Origin of the sequence: Sinorhizobium medicae (genome assembly GCF_007827695.1) — a bacterium.
GTDB lineage: Bacteria > Pseudomonadota > Alphaproteobacteria > Rhizobiales > Rhizobiaceae > Sinorhizobium > Sinorhizobium medicae.
Map to the genome: position 1 here is coordinate 1 of NZ_VITA01000021.1, position 15,610 is coordinate 15,610.

Annotated in this window: 14 protein-coding genes and 5 pseudogenes; 9 read left to right on the forward strand and 10 right to left on the reverse strand. The window is 60.4% G+C overall.

Going from position 1 to position 15,610, the window contains the following annotated elements; genetic code table 11:
- Nucleotides 1–120: 120 nt before the first annotated feature.
- From FB009_RS34075 to FB009_RS26715, 3 genes and pseudogenes are all read right to left on the reverse strand, one after another.
- Nucleotides 121–210: pseudogene (locus FB009_RS34075) on the reverse strand (LysR substrate-binding domain-containing protein); the annotation flags it as partial.
- Between the two features lie 486 nt (nucleotides 211–696).
- On the reverse strand, nucleotides 697–1,587 hold the full coding sequence (locus FB009_RS26710; RefSeq protein WP_011970616.1) for an SDR family NAD(P)-dependent oxidoreductase: 891 nt from the start codon (nucleotides 1,585–1,587) through the stop codon (nucleotides 697–699).
- Complete coding sequence (locus FB009_RS26715; RefSeq protein ID WP_018009624.1) at nucleotides 1,584–1,847, reverse strand: SDR family oxidoreductase; 264 nt, start codon at nucleotides 1,845–1,847, stop codon at nucleotides 1,584–1,586. Before FB009_RS26715 ends, FB009_RS26710 begins: the two co-directional genes overlap by 4 nt.
- Here FB009_RS26715 and FB009_RS33360 point away from each other — a divergent pair.
- Nucleotides 1,788–2,091: pseudogene (locus FB009_RS33360) on the forward strand (tyrosine-type recombinase/integrase); the annotation flags it as partial. The gene FB009_RS26715 and the pseudogene FB009_RS33360 sit on opposite strands and share 60 nt — an antisense overlap.
- Here the strand turns inward: FB009_RS33360 and FB009_RS26725 are convergent.
- Entirely contained in the window at nucleotides 2,063–2,341 is a 279-nt protein-coding gene (locus FB009_RS26725) for a helix-turn-helix transcriptional regulator (RefSeq protein WP_127578583.1), read from the reverse strand. The pseudogene FB009_RS33360 and the gene FB009_RS26725 sit on opposite strands and share 29 nt — an antisense overlap.
- A 261-nt stretch (nucleotides 2,342–2,602) precedes the next feature.
- Between FB009_RS26725 and FB009_RS26730 the strand changes: the two are divergent.
- Nucleotides 2,603–2,734 (forward strand): annotated as a pseudogene (locus tag FB009_RS26730) (ArdC-like ssDNA-binding domain-containing protein); the annotation flags it as partial.
- Between the two features lie 23 nt (nucleotides 2,735–2,757).
- On the opposite strand, the gene FB009_RS26735 reads toward FB009_RS26730, so the two are convergent.
- From FB009_RS26735 to FB009_RS26745, 3 genes and pseudogenes are all read right to left on the reverse strand, one after another.
- On the reverse strand, nucleotides 2,758–3,999 hold the full coding sequence (locus tag FB009_RS26735) for a type II toxin-antitoxin system HipA family toxin (RefSeq protein ID WP_018210584.1): 1,242 nt from the start codon (nucleotides 3,997–3,999) through the stop codon (nucleotides 2,758–2,760).
- Nucleotides 3,992–4,297 carry a helix-turn-helix domain-containing protein gene (locus tag FB009_RS26740; RefSeq protein WP_011970613.1) on the reverse strand — a complete coding sequence of 102 codons (306 nt, stop codon included), beginning with the start codon at nucleotides 4,295–4,297 and terminating at the stop codon, nucleotides 3,992–3,994. The genes FB009_RS26735 and FB009_RS26740 overlap by 8 nt, the downstream gene beginning before the upstream one ends.
- A 180-nt stretch (nucleotides 4,298–4,477) precedes the next feature.
- Nucleotides 4,478–4,774 (reverse strand): annotated as a pseudogene (locus FB009_RS26745) (integrase); the annotation flags it as partial.
- 70 nt (nucleotides 4,775–4,844) lie between these two features.
- Between FB009_RS26745 and FB009_RS26750 the strand changes: the two are divergent.
- Together FB009_RS26750 and FB009_RS26755 are read left to right on the forward strand one after the other, a co-directional pair.
- Complete coding sequence (locus FB009_RS26750) at nucleotides 4,845–5,123, forward strand: type II toxin-antitoxin system Phd/YefM family antitoxin (protein WP_011970612.1); 279 nt, start codon at nucleotides 4,845–4,847, stop codon at nucleotides 5,121–5,123.
- On the forward strand, nucleotides 5,110–5,466 hold the full coding sequence (locus FB009_RS26755; protein ID WP_127581734.1) for a hypothetical protein: 357 nt from the start codon (nucleotides 5,110–5,112) through the stop codon (nucleotides 5,464–5,466). The genes FB009_RS26750 and FB009_RS26755 overlap by 14 nt, the downstream gene beginning before the upstream one ends.
- A 41-nt stretch (nucleotides 5,467–5,507) precedes the next feature.
- Here the strand turns inward: FB009_RS26755 and FB009_RS32860 are convergent, their stop codons facing one another.
- Nucleotides 5,508–5,675 (reverse strand): hypothetical protein, encoded by a 168-nt coding sequence (locus FB009_RS32860; protein ID WP_018009781.1) that lies wholly within the window; start codon nucleotides 5,673–5,675, stop codon nucleotides 5,508–5,510.
- Between the two features lie 995 nt (nucleotides 5,676–6,670).
- Between FB009_RS32860 and FB009_RS26760 the strand changes: the two are divergent.
- A pseudogene (locus tag FB009_RS26760) lies at nucleotides 6,671–6,942 on the forward strand (WGR domain-containing protein).
- A 36-nt stretch (nucleotides 6,943–6,978) separates the two neighbouring features.
- Here the strand turns inward: FB009_RS26760 and FB009_RS26765 are convergent.
- On the reverse strand, nucleotides 6,979–7,734 hold the full coding sequence (locus FB009_RS26765) for an SDR family oxidoreductase (protein WP_011970609.1): 756 nt from the start codon (nucleotides 7,732–7,734) through the stop codon (nucleotides 6,979–6,981).
- 196 nt (nucleotides 7,735–7,930) lie between these two features.
- On the reverse strand, nucleotides 7,931–9,406 hold the full coding sequence (locus FB009_RS26770; protein WP_011970608.1) for an amidohydrolase family protein: 1,476 nt from the start codon (nucleotides 9,404–9,406) through the stop codon (nucleotides 7,931–7,933).
- Between the two features lie 169 nt (nucleotides 9,407–9,575).
- Between FB009_RS26770 and FB009_RS26775 the strand changes: the two genes are divergently transcribed.
- The 4 genes from FB009_RS26775 to FB009_RS26790 all read left to right on the forward strand — a co-directional run bounded on the left by FB009_RS26775 (nucleotide 9,576) and on the right by FB009_RS26790 (nucleotide 15,585).
- Nucleotides 9,576–11,156, forward strand: coding sequence for an ABC transporter substrate-binding protein (locus FB009_RS26775; protein WP_011970607.1), 1,581 nt, complete (start codon nucleotides 9,576–9,578; stop codon nucleotides 11,154–11,156).
- A gap of 79 nt (nucleotides 11,157–11,235) precedes the next feature.
- On the forward strand, nucleotides 11,236–12,726 hold the full coding sequence (locus tag FB009_RS26780) for an amidohydrolase family protein (RefSeq protein WP_018210582.1): 1,491 nt from the start codon (nucleotides 11,236–11,238) through the stop codon (nucleotides 12,724–12,726).
- 267 nt (nucleotides 12,727–12,993) lie between these two features.
- Complete coding sequence (locus FB009_RS26785) at nucleotides 12,994–14,556, forward strand: ABC transporter substrate-binding protein (protein ID WP_011970606.1); 1,563 nt, start codon at nucleotides 12,994–12,996, stop codon at nucleotides 14,554–14,556.
- Between the two features lie 60 nt (nucleotides 14,557–14,616).
- Nucleotides 14,617–15,585, forward strand: a complete 969-nt coding sequence (locus FB009_RS26790) for an ABC transporter permease (RefSeq protein ID WP_011970605.1) — start codon at nucleotides 14,617–14,619, stop codon at nucleotides 15,583–15,585.
- Nucleotides 15,586–15,610 lie beyond the last annotated feature (25 nt).

Consider the following 15,610-nt stretch of genomic DNA (forward strand, 5'->3'; position numbering starts at 1 on the left):
GTCCCATAGTCGCCCCTGTTCATACCCCTCGGTAGGGAGCAAATTATGTGAGGCAACGGTTGAATATTCGGGAACAGTTTCGGCGAGGCAATGCGAATCTCACCTTGATTGCCGCCGCGCAAGCAAGGTTCTGTTTCCGCTTGAACGATGAGCGGTAATCAGATGGTAGGGCTCGAGGTCTGCCCAGCCGACTGAGGGTTTGGCGGCAAGGACGCGGCGAGCCGTGTCTCCTCGAGTACCTCAAAGCGCCGCGGCGTAAGAGCGCGGATGATGCCTGCTTGCTGCAACGCCAGGAGCAAATGCGCGAGGTTCGTTGTAGTGGTGCCGATGTGCACCGCCAAAGCAGTGCGATTTATCGTCACCACCGCAATTGAACTACGCTCTATTGAGACGACAGTTCGATCCAGGTCGAACGGTCGATAGATGGCGCGCAGAAGGCATGCCGAGCCGTCGCATCAAGCGCTCGCCGGGCCGGCCGCCAGCGCTATGACCGAGCAGACCGATCTATCTTGACTGGAAAGGGCGATCCCTGCCTTGGTAAACGGGCCGATCAGAAGGTTGCGATTGTCTGTCGCGCGTATCGGATGGGTTTTGAAGTTTAGCAATACTCAACGGTGCACGCCGCCTGTATTGCACCTTCGGGTACAAGTCAGGCGGCGTGAGCCGCAATACCGATCTCGTTATCTCGATATCGTTTTAAACGCCGGTAGAAGGTCGCCGAATCCCAGCCTCTCGATGAAGCGCGATTGGACTTGCCCGACGACCTCGGCGATGGCATCGGCGCCCTTCGCTTGCCCAATCGATAAACACATGGGAGGGCCGTTCGCCGACCGGCTTTTCCAGCGCCTGCGCGAGCTGCTCGCCGACCGAACGGACCGCAAGCTCCAGACCTTCCTCCCGGTCTATGGTCTCGATCCGCCCCGTCAGGGCAGGCAGACGATCCGTCAGAGCGCCATAGGAGATGGTTCGCTCCGGATCATCGCCGCTTTGGGCGTCGGCGAAATGATCGGTTCCTTCGGGAAAAGCGCCCGGGACAAGAAACAGGCTTTCTATCCCGAATGGCCGGATCTCAAGCGCCATGGCTCTTGCAAGCGCGTCCCCTGCAGCCTTGCTGGCCTGATACAGACCGATGAAGGGTTCGGGGACGTAGGTCGTTGTGCTGCCGACATAGACAATCGTTCCTCGGCCCTGCGCACGCAGAACGGCGCGATTCACGCGCAGCCAGGAAACCGCATTGGTATCGAGGATCGACAGGAACTGGCGCGGAGTGAAGCTTTCCGCCATGCCGTTCATCAGCATCCCGGCATTGTTCACCACCACATCGAGCCTGCCGCTCGCGTGACAGAGCTGCTCCACCGCCGCCTGGCAGCTTTCCTCCGAAAGGACATCCATCTCGATGCGATGCACGCGGTTCTCGCCTTGCGCCTTCAGCGACTGGGCGGCCTCTGCGTTCCGGCCCTCCACCCCACGCATGCTGGCATAGACAACGTAGCCAGCGTCGCGAAGGGCTTCGACGATCGCCCGTCCGATGCCCAAAGCGGAGCCCGTCACCAGCGCCACCGGGTGGTCATCGCCCAAGGCGCTCATGCCATACCTCCATTGGCGCGAAGTGTCTGGCCACTGATCCATTGCGCCTTTCGGGACACCAGTAGCTCAATGGCATCGGCAATATCCTCCTGCCGCCCCAGGCGACCAGCGGGCGCGCCTGCTGCGCGGGCGGCGATCTCCTCCCTGGTCTTGCCCTTGAGGAAGAAGTCGGTTTCGACGGGGCCGGGCGCGACGCAGTCTACGCGGTGGTCAATCTGGCGCAGAAGGAGCGGCTGCCACTGGAGCCGTTTACAGTCCACGACTTACGACGGCTCAACGTTGCTGAATGAACTCGGCTTAACAGCGACTGGATCGAGAAATGCCTTGCCACGAGGACTGGCGATCTTCGCGCGGCGTCTACAACAAGGCGGAAACGAGGTTCAGCGCCGCCATATGCTCCAGGAATGGTCGGACGTCGTTGACGCGTGGGTGGAAGGCCGCAAGCGGCCAGTCACCCTGCTCCCCCCGACCATGCCTATGCTTGAGCCCGACCCTGCCCTTTGACCGGCCGGAACTTCCGCTGGGTGACGTCGGGGTGTTTGGCGCGCGGGATTGGCCGCGTGCGCGGGCTTTCGAGCCACGCCTCGAGCTCGGCAAGATCCCAGACGACGCATCTGGGTGAAAGGCCAAAGCGGCGTGGAAATTCTCCGCGCTGCTCCATCTCGTAAATGGTGCTGTCCGCCAGAGGAACGATTTCTCGCAGCTCGTTCCTCCGGATCGAACGTTTGACGGGCCTTTCGCTAACGGATGGCATCTGAGGCTCCTGATCGTGGTGCGATGATGCAATTGGAGCCGATATATGCCGATAAGGGCCAGCAGAAATTGGCCGCCGCGAATGGTCGCCGGCCATGGCGTGCAAATCGGACAGTCCCGATGTCGATCGCGGTGTCTTCTCGGGAGCGTGGCCTATCCCAGCGACGCGCCGCGGCTCCTAGAGTGAGAGTGCGGACGGGGCTTGCCGTGACGGTTGAGGTCGGGAGAGAGGCTTCCGGCGCCCGTCGCGGAGGCAATCCCGATGGACAGACAGAACCGCGCCGCACGCGACGGCGGCGCCCGCACCAATCTCTATGACGAGATCACCGCGAAAATCATCAACGAGCTGGAGCAAGGGCGGTTGCCCTGGGTCCAGCCCTGGGGCCATTTCTCTGCCAGGCGCACCCAGAACGGCGCTCAATCCGAGAGGACAGGCATCATGGCCCTCACATGGGCGTCGATCCGCTCCAGAACGATCGAAGGGACAGCATCACGTTCCGGCAGTTTCCACCAATGCGCATCGATTTGCTTGACCGTCTCGCGGACAGTTTTGAGGACGGCGGGTTCTGGAAGCCGCGCCCGATTGGCGAAAGCCTTCCACCGTGGCAGCGTCAGTGCCTTGAACGCGCGCTCGCCGCCAAGTGACAAAGCCAGATTGTCAGCCGGAATATAGGGGACCGTCGAAAGCACGTCGTAGATCGGCGCCATGGCGGGCGAATTACCGTCACCGGGATAGATCAGTGACCAGTTTTTCAGGTGCATGTCGCCATTGCCCATGACCACCGACAGGGTCAGGCGGCGGACGAACTCCAGCGCCGCTACCGGCGAGATCGCCACATTCAGCGCCGCGGCTATGTCATGATAGGCCGCGCCTTCGTATTTTCGTGCCGGATAGATGCCGAAGACCTGAGCGAAATCCTCGATATGGATTCGTCGCGCGCCGTCGGCGCGATCGAACCGCCTGATAAGAAGGACCAGCCCCTCGGCCAGGGTCTCGAACTCTTCGGGAATGCCTTCGAACTGGTCTTTGCCGACCAGCTCGCGTTCGGGCACGTCCATGCCGATCGCTTCCGCCAGCGCGAGATTGGCGAACTCGTTCTCCGACACGCCTGGAAAGGCGGTCGAAGGAAATTTGGCGATGTACTGACCGTCGCTGTCCCCGAGCGGCACTGTCAATCCGCCCCCCTTGCCGGTGTTCTTCATCACCGAAAGCTTCATCTGCACGCCAGCGAGCGAGAAGCGCGCTTTCGGCTCACCCTCAACTGCAGCCGTTGCGGCGACGATATCCCCGTTACTCGGGACAACCCGCACAGCGCCTGGCAGGTCGGCGCCCAACGCGGCCAGCAGATCGAAATCATTGCCGGGCCGGACGGTCCGGGCGTGATGCTTTTCCATCGCCTCGCGCAGTTTGTCCTCGGGCAGGAGGTTGGCGAAGAAGGCCGGCAAAGCTCCCGCCACCGGGCGTGGATCCTTGCGCAATCCTCCCGTCGCCGCGCGGAAGGACAAGCTCAACACAGGATGCCCTCCGCTCGCGCGGTAGGCAGGATCGAAGCTGAAGGCGTTGAAGTCGCCCGGTGTCCTGACGATCGTGCCGACCTTCACCTCATTGAGGAGAACATCGAGAGACATGACGGTTTCGGCGGGGCGGGCATTATTCATCATCACCCTCCGCTTGTGGGCTGAAAGCCGGCCGGTCGTCGTCGCCCTGCGGGCTGAGTAGCGCCTGGATGGCCGGAACCATCGCCTGAGGAACCAGCATCATCTCCAGGCCAAGCGCCCTGGCAATATTGATCAGAGTCGTGGCGCGTGCCGCTGCGGCTCCGGTTTCGACATCGCGATAGCGGGGACGGGATATGCCGGCGAGATCGGCGACCTGTTCCTGCGTCAGGCCCGCCGCCAGCCGTGCGCGCCGAAAATGGTCGCCGATCATGTCCAGAGCTTCTGCCTCGGCTTTCATATGAATCCTTTACAGATCAATTTGCTCGATTTGATCTGAATACATATTACGGTGAGATCTGGGAGGCAAGGTAATGATCTGCAAACATATCTCGGTAAGATAAGGTGTTACGTCCGAGGATCATTCGGCAGGTGTTCAATGGTCAATCCCATCAGCCTTCGGCGGCCGAATCAGTTGTCGATGGGCGACGAATTTTAACAGCAGCGCTTCCGGCGCCGGCCAGGGGAGGGGGGCGCCCGTCGCCAGCTGGCACCAGGCCTCGAGTTAGCCGAGGTCGGAGGCCAGCGCGCGCAGCGTATTCTCGCCCATGCCCTCCTGCGCCAGGTGCTTGAGTGTGGCGACGTCGTCGTCGGTCAGCAAGGCGGCGAGTTGATCGCGCCGGTCGAAGGGCAGGATGGCGTCGAGCGCGTTTAGATGTTCGGCACGGCGGTGGACCGCTTGGCTGTCTGAGCCCGCCGCTCTAGGATTATCGACCATGGTGCGTAGCCTTCGGTGCTCTTGCGGAAGTTACGGAAAATCCGTATATTCCGGAAAAAGGAGTGTTGAAATGACGTCGACCGTGACCGCCGCGGCGGTTTCCAAGAATTTCGGGGCCTACCAGGATGCCGCTGTGCGCGAGCCGGTGATCATCACCAAGAATGGTCGCCCGCGTACCGTGCTCCTTGCCTATGAGGACTATCTGCGGCTGTCGCGCCGCGACCGTCCCGTCGAGGCGACGGCGGATCTGAGCGACAACGATCTTGCCGCGGTCGAAAAATCCGAAATGAAGCCGGGCTTCGATCATCTCAATGCCGAACTACTGACGGACAAGCATGCTGCCGACTGAAATCAAGGTCGGCCACGTCTTCCGGTATTCGTATCTCTGGCACTGGCAACACCTCGAAGGCCGCGAAGAGGGCGACAAGGATCGGCCCTGCCTGGTGCTGGCGTTGGTCACCACGCTTGAGGACGGCACGCCGGTCGTGCGCGTGCTGCCGATCACCCATACGCCGCCGGTCCGCGCTGACGAGGCGATCGAGATCCCGCCGGCGATCAAGCGGGTCGACGCCAAACGACTCCACTATGGCCCTGCCTCCGTGAGCCATCCACCGCATCGTCGGAGCTCGGTTCAAATCTCCCTCGAGAAAGTCCAAGAGCCCTTGTTCGCGATAGCTCATAATGATCGCTGATCCAGGGAGGGCGTCGAGTACGTGATACACTTCGTCCATGATCACTTTGTCTCATTTCCACGTACAACCCCGCCAAGGAAGACGACACGGGCCTCGGCATTCCTCTCAGCAGCGGCCTGCTCCAGCCATTTTATTAATGCGCGAAGTTCGAAGGCCAGGCCGTCACAACGACCGATGACATAGGTGGTGGAATTTGCGTCGAATTGCATTTCGCGTCTCTCTGAGTGCTTCGTACGAGACGTCTACAATTCATGGGTTGAGAAATGGCTAGGGGACTTCCTAAATGAACGGTTCCCATGCGCTTTATAATCCGGCTTCGCGCTCGTGCCGGCGGCAGGCGAATTGTTGCAATCAGCTCTGGGTGAAACCCGTTCCGAACGTCTTCCGCCAGGTGTTTCCAGTCGGGTTTTAGAGCCAAGCCTGAGCCAGTGCCGCCTAAAAACACTCCACCGTAAAAAAGGGGCCAAAGCGTTGAAACTCCCGATTTCGCGAGTTGCGGAAGAATTGGGGTTCTCGTTGCGGATGCTATCGGTTCGTTTGGGAAAAGTTGGAGTTCGTTTTGCAATAGCGCTTGACCTCAAGACGCCGAATAGAGAAGTTCCATAATAAGCCTTATCTGATCCGATCATCTCAAAGTTGCAGCGCTATCTCTATACAACTGATGGCATGATCGGCTGTCCCGCCTTGCACAGGCCTCCATTCTCAAGCTACAAGTTGTAACAGGCTCGGCCCGCGCCTCTCCCTCCTATTGGGGAAGTATCGTTCATACGGGGCATTGAGATCATCGAACCATGTTCGAGCGCCGCATAAGGAGGGATTGCGTTTCATGCTCGGAATGAGGGTTCTCCCAGATCGACCGTTCATACGATCCTGAGACACAGCCTTTGCCGGATATGCACGACATACGCTTGCCCAACAAAGTGGATATTGGCCTTTTCTCTAAAGCCTGCTTCTTGCATGAAGGTCAGACGCAGTTTCAAGCGATAGCCTGATTTGCTGACCTGCCAGGGCGCATTCTTTGGTAACGGCAGGTCACCCTTGCCGCGCAACTCCTTAGTTTTCGATAGAGCGGGATGCGGGGGGGAAACCGCGCACACTTCTCCTCATCCCGCTCCAGGACGCCGGCTGCGACACATCACGAATCTGAATCGATAGACGGTTATGGATTCAAAACTCTCATTGGACGGGACGGGCATCTCCGGCGATGATTCATCGCATGAGCCCAACGTCTTTTCACCTCTATTGTCAGCGTATCGACGCCAGCCGCAACATGGCGCGATACTATATGCTTGCGATCCGGCCGACCTTGTTCGGTGAGATTGCAGTTGTGCGAAGCTGGGGACGGATCGGCAGGCGTGGCGGCGAGAGGACCGACGTGTTCGGAACCGAACGGAGGCCGTGGCGCATTTTCTCGATCTCGCGCGCCGGAAGCATCGGAAGGGCTATAGGCCGACCCGCGGCGGCGATCCGACCTGATCGCTGCCCCGCAGGAAATCGGACGGCAAACCGGCCTCAGAGCGACGCGGTGATGCCGCCGTCCACATAGAGCACGTGTCCATTTACAAATGAGGAGGCGTCCGACGAGAGGAAGATGCAGGCGCCGACCAATTCCTCGACCCTGCCCCAGCGGCCAGCCGGAGTGCGGCTTTCGAGCCAGGCGGAAAAGGCCGGGTCGGCGACAAGAGCGGCGTTCAGCGGCGTGTCGAAATAGCCGGGCGCGATCGCGTTGCATTGCAGGCCGTGTTTGGCCCAATCCGCCGCCATACCCTTGGTGAGATTGCCCACCGCACCCTTGGTTGCGGTATAGGGCGCAATACCGGGGCGGGCGAGTGCCGTCTGGACACTTGCGATATTGATGATCTTGCCGGCGCCGCGCCTGATCATATGGCGGGCCACGGCCTGGCCGACATTGAAGACGGTCGATATGTTTGTCTTCAGGATTTGCTCGAAAGCATCGGCGGGGAAGTCCTCCAGCGGCGTACGGTGCTGCATGCCGGCATTATTGACGAGGATGTCGATCGCACCGGTCTCCGCCTCGAAGGCGTCGATAGCCTTGCGCACGGCCGCGTGATCCGTCGCGTCGAAGGCGAGTGTATGCCCTGCCCCAAGACTCTCGGCTGCCGCCCTCAACCTTGCCTCGTCGCGGCCGTTCAGGATGACCGCGGCGCCGGCCGCAGCAAGCCCCTTTGCCAAGGCATAACCAATCCCTTGCGAGGAGCCGGTGATGAGGGCGCGCTTGCCCGTCAGGTCAAAAAGTCGAGTGCTCATGGGTCCTCTTATGCGAATGCGGGCTGGCCAGCCTTTATCCGAGGCTGTCTCGAGGGATGAAGCCGTGCCCGATCTCGACAGTGCCCGAGGCCAGATGCGGCTGCAAGAGCACGTTGCCAGGAAGAAGCATGGCCTGCGGCTCGGCGCGCCTCGAAGCCATTGAGCAAAAGGTCTCTCGTGCTGCTCCCGGCCGGGTTCAACAATCCGGCGGTGTCGGGAGCGGAACAGGTCTTTCAAAGGTCCGATGTAATTGCCCCCAGCCGGGATCGTGCATGTGGGCCTGCAAACCGGCCCGTTCCACAAGGGCCTTCGCTTCGGCCTCCCCGAATGCAAGCGCCTCGTACATGTCGGCCGTCAGGACCTTGCCTTCCTCCATGATGATCCTGCCGTCGACGATCACCGTGTCGACGTCGCTTCCGAGCACCTGATGGATCAGCCGGTGCACGGGCATCCAGTTGGGCGTCAGATGCGGCTTGCGCATGTCTATGACGGCGATGTCCGCCTTCTTGCCCACCTCGAGCGAACCGATCTCGTGACCCATGCCGATGGCGCGGGCCGCGTCGATGGTGATCATCTCGAAGATTTTGCCCGGCGGCAGGATGTAGCGGTCATGATTATGCAGGATGTGCTGGGTGGCCTGCGCGGTACGCGCGATCTGGAACATATCGAAATGGCGACTCGGAGCCGCGCCGTCCGACGTGATTGCGACCGACACACCCCGGGCCATCATCTGCATGACCGGGGTGCTGCGTCCCGGCGGCGCATGGGTGACATGGGTGCCGGTTTCGGCCAGGATGTCGATCTCTTCGTGGGAAATTCCCCAGCAATGCTGCAGGTGCACATCCGGACCGAGCAGCGCATTCTCCCTGTCCTGCCAGGCCATGCGTATCTGTCCGGCGAAAGCATCGGAATGAATGCGCACGCCCCACTTGCGTGCGGTTTCGCGGATGCGGCGCGCCTGCATCCGGTCGTCTTCCGTCAGATTGACGGCGAAATCCGGTGTCGAGGCGTTCGACGGTTCCACGGAAGGCACGATGGTGAATGGCGTCAAAAAGACCTTGATGCGCCCTTCGGACGTTCCGTTCAGGCTTTCGATGACGGCTTCCGCGCCCTCCATCATTGCCTCGAAGGAAACGCTGCGCCGCTCCGGCTTGCCGCTTTCCCAGCGTGTGACCGATTGCGGCCAGGGCAGGCCCGCAGGGCCGACGCAGATGATCTCGCGCAGGCCCAGTTCCGAATAGGCGCGTGCGTGATTAATCGCAAAAACCGGGTCGTCGCTGCGCGGCATCGACGTGACGATGCTGGCCGAGGTGGTCACACCCGCTCGAAGCCGTTCCAGGCCGGAAACCAGGCCGTCCGCATACCAGTAATCGCGGGTGACATAGTGATAATAGGTCGGGGTGACGATACGCATCCAGAGCGCATTGGTGTCGGCACCAATGCTGCGGATCAGAGCGTGACCGGCATGTCCATGAGCATCAATCAATCCGGGAATGATAATCTTTCCCCGGCAGTCGATCACCTTCTTTCCGGCATGGCGCGGAGCCAACGCTTGCGATGTGCCGATGTCGACGATTTTGTCGTTCTCGACCGCCAGCGCTCCGTCCTCGATGATCCGCCGTTTGTCGTCGACGGTCACGATCGTCCCGTGAAGCAGCAGGAGCCCATCCATTTCTTACTTCCCCTCACATCGGCGGTGAATCGATGCCCGATTTACGGAGCGCATCGGGTCTCTTATGAATCATAATTGCTGACAATATCGTTGACAATATCACAACGGATTATGATACTGCCCAAAAAATCGGATCAACGAACCTATCGTCATTCATAAGGGGAAGAGCATGTCGCGTTTAAACAGGTTTCTCATTTCGGCGCTGACGGTAGCGGCGATTACCGCGCCGGCGCTGTCCACCTCCGCAAGTGCCGCCACGCTTCGCTGGGGCAGCCGCGCAGACATCTATTCGCTCGATCCGGATTCCGTTCCCTCGACATCCAACCTTGCGTTCCTGAACCACATCTATGAAGGTCTGATCCGGTATGGACCGAACTTCGAGATCGAGCCGGCGCTCGCCACCGAGTGGAAGCTGATCGACGACAAGCACTGGCGTTTCACGCTGCGCAAAGGCGTGAAGTTCCACAACGGCGCAGACTTCACCGCAGACGACGTTGTCGCCTCCATGAACCGCGTGTCGGACCCGGCCTCGCCTCTGCGCGGCAACATCCCGCTCTATGTCGGCGTAAAGAAGGTGGACGATTTCACGGTCGACATCGAGGTTTCGGCGCCGACTGCGCTGTTCCTGAACGACATGACCAATATCTTCATGTTCAACGCGAAATGGCTGACGGATAACAAGGCAGAAAAACCGACCGATATCGCGTCCAATACCGAGAACTACGCGACGCACAACACGAACGGTACGGGCCCGTTCAAGCTTGAGAGCCGCGTTCCGGACAGCAAGACCGTTCTCATCGTCAACGACCTGTGGTGGGATCAGAAGAAGCACAATCTGGACCGGATCGAGTATGTTCCGATCGCATCGGCGGCGACGCGTGTCGCAGCGCTTCTTTCCAACGAAATCGATCTGGTCGATTCCGCACCCATTCAGGACCTTCCTCGCCTGGAATCCTCGCCTGGTATCAAAGTAAGCAAGCGCACGGAGCTGCGCACCGTGTTCATCGGCTTCAACGGCAAGGCGAAGCTTGAAGATGGGCGTGCGAACCCGTTCCTCGACGTTCGCGTTCGTCAGGCCGTTGACGCAAGCATTGATCGCGATCTCATCAACAAGAAGATCATGCGCGGTCTGGCGCGGCCCTCCGGCTCGCTCATTGCACCGGAAATCGCCGGCTATGCGAAATCGCTTGATACCTATCAGCCCGTCGACACCGAGCTTGCCCAGAAGCTGCTCGCGGAAGCCGGCCAGGAGGGTCTTGCCTTCACCTATCTTTGCATGAACGACGAGAGCATCAACGAGGAAGACTTCTGCTCGGGCATCGCGAACATGCTGAAGCGTGCCGGCTTTCAGCCCACAATCGACATGGGACCGCGCGCCGTGCAGCAGCCTAAGCGCACCAATGGCAAGGCCGACATTTTCAACCTGAGCTGGGCAAACGAACCGACGCTCGATGCCTATTCGCTGCTCTCTCAAGTCCTCTCCACGCGCAGCGGTTCGACGGGCGTTTCCAACTATGGCGGCTGGTCCTACCCGGAGCTCGACGAGCTGGTGAAGAAGGCGGCACAGGAACCTGACACCGCAAAGCGGCTCGCACTCGAAGAACAGGCCCTGAAAATCGCCAAGGACAAGGCGATCCTGATCCCGCTCCACCAGCAGCCGATTGCCTGGGGCATGCTGGACACGGTCAAGAGCGTGGATTTCCGCGCCGACAACAAGCCGCGCCACTGGCACACGCAAATGGCCGAATAAGGCATTACACCTTACCATCCCGCAATCAGAGCGTTTCACCCCCGGTGAGACGCTCTTTTTACAGCCGGATCGCAACGCCATGAAATCTGATCTTTCGAGCCAGCTCGTTCTCGGTCAGCGGCCTGAGGGACGGACCCTGATGACCTCCCAATGCGTGCTTGCCTGGCGCGATGGCGGCCACTCTCTAATCCCTGATGGGGAAATCGTGGTCGAGGGCAACAAGGTGCTTTATGCGGGACCGCGTTTCGGGGGAGAAGTGGCGCGCCGTATCGATTTCGGTCGCGCGCTGCTCAGCCCCGGCCTGATCGACCTCGATGCCCTGTCGGATCTGGACACCTACCTGCTCGTCCATGACAACCAGCCGGGTTGGGCGAAAGGGCGCATCTGGCCGCGCTCCTACGTAGAGCGCGGGCCCTACGAAATGTATTCCGCCGAGGAGCTGGCGTTCCAGAAGCGTTTCGCTTTCGGCCTGCTGCTGCTGAACGGCATCACTACCGCCGCGCCCATCGCATCGCTCTACTATCGCCAATGGGCCGAAACGGTCGCTGAATTCGAGGCCGCGGCCGATGCGGCGGGCGATCTGGGGCTCAGGGTCTTTCTGAGCCCCGCCTATCGTTCCGGCGGTCTTATCCTTGAGGAGCCGGGGCGCATCGCGCCCATGTTCGATGAGGCGCGGGGCGTGCAGGGCCTTGAGGAAGCGGTCGATTTCATCGAGCGCAACCATGGCCGTCATAACGGCCTCGTCAATGGAATGCTGGCACCGGACCGGATCGAAACCTGCACATTGCCCTTGTTGCAGCGCACCGTGGCGGCGGCGCGCGATCTCGACTGTCGCGTCAGGCTTCACATGGCGCAGGGCAATCTGGAACGCGACATCATGCTCAAGCTGCATGGCGTTTCCGGGCCGCAATGGCTGGCGGATCACGGGCTGATGGACGAAAGGCTGATCGCCCCGCACGGGACCCACGCCTCGGCGCAGGATCTGCAGCTATACGCGCATTATGGTGTCTCGATTGCGCATTCGCCGCTCGTGTCGGCGCGCATGGGCAGCATTCTCAATTCCTTCGCCGCCTGCCATAATCTCGGCATCAATATAGGCATGGCTACAGATACGGCACCGCCCGACATGCTGATGAACCTGCTGGTCGGGTTGATGGCATGCCGTATCAGCGAAAAGGCCTCGGATGCCATATTCTCGAAGGATCTGTTCGATGCCGCCACGATCGGCGGCGCGAAAGCACTGGGGGCCAGCGATCTCGGGCGGCTCGCCGCCGGCGCGAAGGCGGATATTGCCGTCTTCCGCCTCGACGATATCCATATGACCCCGAGCGTCGATCCCATCACCACGCTGGTCGTCGGCGGTTCCGGCAAGGTGACGCAGGCCGTCTTTGTCGACGGGCGGCTTTCGATGCTGAACGGCAAGGTTGCCGGCATTGACATGATTGCGGCGCGCGAACAGGCGCAGGCACAGTATGACGGCCTGATCGCCAGATATCCTGATCGGAGCTGGCAGCATCCGCCTGTCGGAAAAATCTTCTCTCCGAGCTATCCGATATGGACCGCCGATTAGAGGTTCCCGCATCTGCCGGGCACTTTTGTCGACATAACGACGGAGAAGATTGAACAAATATTGTCGACAATCACGTTGACAACTTTTCGCTGATCGCCATACTGTTCCCATGACCTGGAGGCAGGTCGCGTTACAGGGAGGTAATCCACACTCGATCCGACACGCGCCTATCCGGCGCAGTTCTTTGAAAAGACCGTGCCGGCGACGGATGCGGCGATGACAACAGACCTCCGATAAGGAGGCAAATTTCCAGAAGCGGAGCAAATGATGTTGAAGAAACTGGGCCTCGCGGCCACGATACTGGTTGGCCTGACCGTGTCCGGCCACGCCGAAACGCTTAAATGGGGCGCTGCGCGCGATATCTACTCGCTTGACCCCTATTCCTATGGCGACAGCTATACGCTGTCCTTCCTCAATCATATCTACGAAGGCCTGGTGCGTTACGACGCCAATCTCAAGATCGAACCGGCCCTCGCCGAATCCTGGGAAACGGTCTCCGATACCGTCTGGCGCTTTCACCTGCGCAAGGGCGTAAAATTTCACGATGGAGCAGAATTCACTGCCGACGACGTGCTCGCATCGCTGAAGCGCGTCAGTGATCCGGATTCTCCGCTGCGCGGCAACCTGCCGGCTTACAAGTCCTCCAAGAAGGTGGACGACTATACCATCGACGTCGAGCTGAGCGGGCCCTATCCGCTGCTTCTCAACGACCTCACCAATATCCATGTTTTCGATGCCGGTTGGCTGAAGACCAACAATTCGGAAAAGCCGACCGATGTCGGCGCGAAGATCGAAGGCTACGCCACCTATCACACCAACGGCACCGGCCCGTTCAAGCTGGAAAGCCGGATGCCGGATTCGAAGACGATCCTCGTGAAAAACCCGGACTGGTGGGACAAGACCTCCAAGTCGAACATCGACCGCATCGAGTTCACGCCCATCACCTCGGCGGCGACGCGCGTGGCCGCGCTCCTTTCCGGCGAAATCAATTTCACCGAAAACGCGCCGTCGCAGGACCTGCCGCGTCTGTTGGCGCAGCCTGAGCTGAAGGTCATGGAACGCACCGATCTGCGTACCGTAATGGTCGGCTTCAACCGCAAGCCCAAACTCGCCAACGGCTCGGAGAACAAGTTCAACGATCTGCGTGTGCGCCAGGCTTTCGCCCATGGGCTCGACCGGGAACTGATCCAGAAGCGCGTCATGCGCGGCAAGTCGCGCACCGCAGGAGCGGTGGTCGCGCCGGAGATTCCGGGATACGCGCCCGAGTTGGACACCACGCTCCCCTACGATCCGGCCCTGTCGAAAAAGCTCCTGACCGAGGCAGGCGCTGCGGAATATCCGTTCACGCTGGTCTGCACGACCGATGCCTATGTGAACGAGGAGGAGCTGTGCCAGGGGCTGGTGAATATGCTGAGCCGCGCCGGCTTCAAGCCGCAGCTCGACATTGCGCCCACCGCCGCACAGGCGCCGAAGCGTACCAGCGGCAAGTCCGACGTTTATCTGATCGGCTGGGCCACTGAACCGATGCTCGACAGCTATTCGATCCTTCTCCAGATGATGCAGACCAAGACGGCCAATGCCGGCGTCTTCAACTGGGGCGGCTGGAGCTATCCGGAGATCGACGAGCTGATCGTCCAGGCATCGACCGAAATGGATCGCGCCAAGCGTCTGGCGCTGCAGACCAAAGCGCTGCAGATGGTGAAGGAAGAGATCGTGATGCTGCCCCTGCACCAGCAGCCGATGGCCTGGGTCATGTCGAACAAGATCGACAAGATCGTGCAGTTGGCGGACAACAAGCCGCGTCACTGGCTGACGCAGTTTTCCGAGTAAATCAATCACGACGCTCCGGGAGGAGGATTCCCCGGAGCGTCCCGTGACCGAGGAATTCCAATGCTGGTTTTTATCATAAAGCGCCTGGCAAACGCCGTCATGGTGATGTTGGCCGTCGCCTTACTTGCCTTTCTGATTTTCCGGCTTGCGGGCGATCCCGTCGAGATGATGGCCAACGAGCAGATGACGCAGGCCGACCGCGACAATCTGCGCGAACGGCTGGGTCTCAATGACAGCCTGATGACGCAATATACCCGTTTCGTGGTCAATGCTGCACAGGGCAGTTTCGGCATCTCCTACCGCAACGGTCAAGACGTGCTGAGCCTGATCGCCGAACGATTTCCGGCGACGCTGGAGCTGGTACTGGTCGCCACGCTTATCTCGCTGCTGCTCGGCCTTCCCCTCGGCGTGCTGACGGCGATCAAGCGCGGCAAATGGTACACGGAGGGTCTGCAGTTTCTCTCGATCGTCGGCGTGTCGCTGCCGAGCTTCGTGGTAGGCATTCTGCTGATCCTCGTCTTCTCGGTTACGCTCGCCTGGTTTCCGGCTTTCGGGCGCGGCGACGTCGTGCAGCTTGGCTGGTGGTCGACGGGCCTCCTGACGCCTTCAGGCCGCGCGGCGATCCTGCTGCCGTCCATCGCGCTTTCGCTCTATCAGGTCACGCTGGTCATGCGTCTGGTCCGCGCTGAAATGCTGGAAGTTCTGCGCTCGGATTACGTCAAGTTTGCCCGGGCCCGCGGCATTCCGCGCTGGCGCATCTATTTCGTCCATGCGCTGCGCAACTGTCTGATGCCGGTGGTGACCATGACCGCCATGAATGTCGGTTCGCTGATCGCCTTCGCGCTCATTACTGAAACCGTGTTCCAGTGGCCGGGCATGGGCATGCTGTTCATCCAGGCCGTCACCTTCCTCGATATCCCCGTGATGGCGGCTTATCTCTGCATCATTTCCTTCATTTTCGTCGTGCTCAACACGCTGGTGGACATCGCCTATGCGGTCATTGATCCCCGCCTGCGTACAGCCCGCTGAAACGCCCGTCGAACCGAGTGTGGAA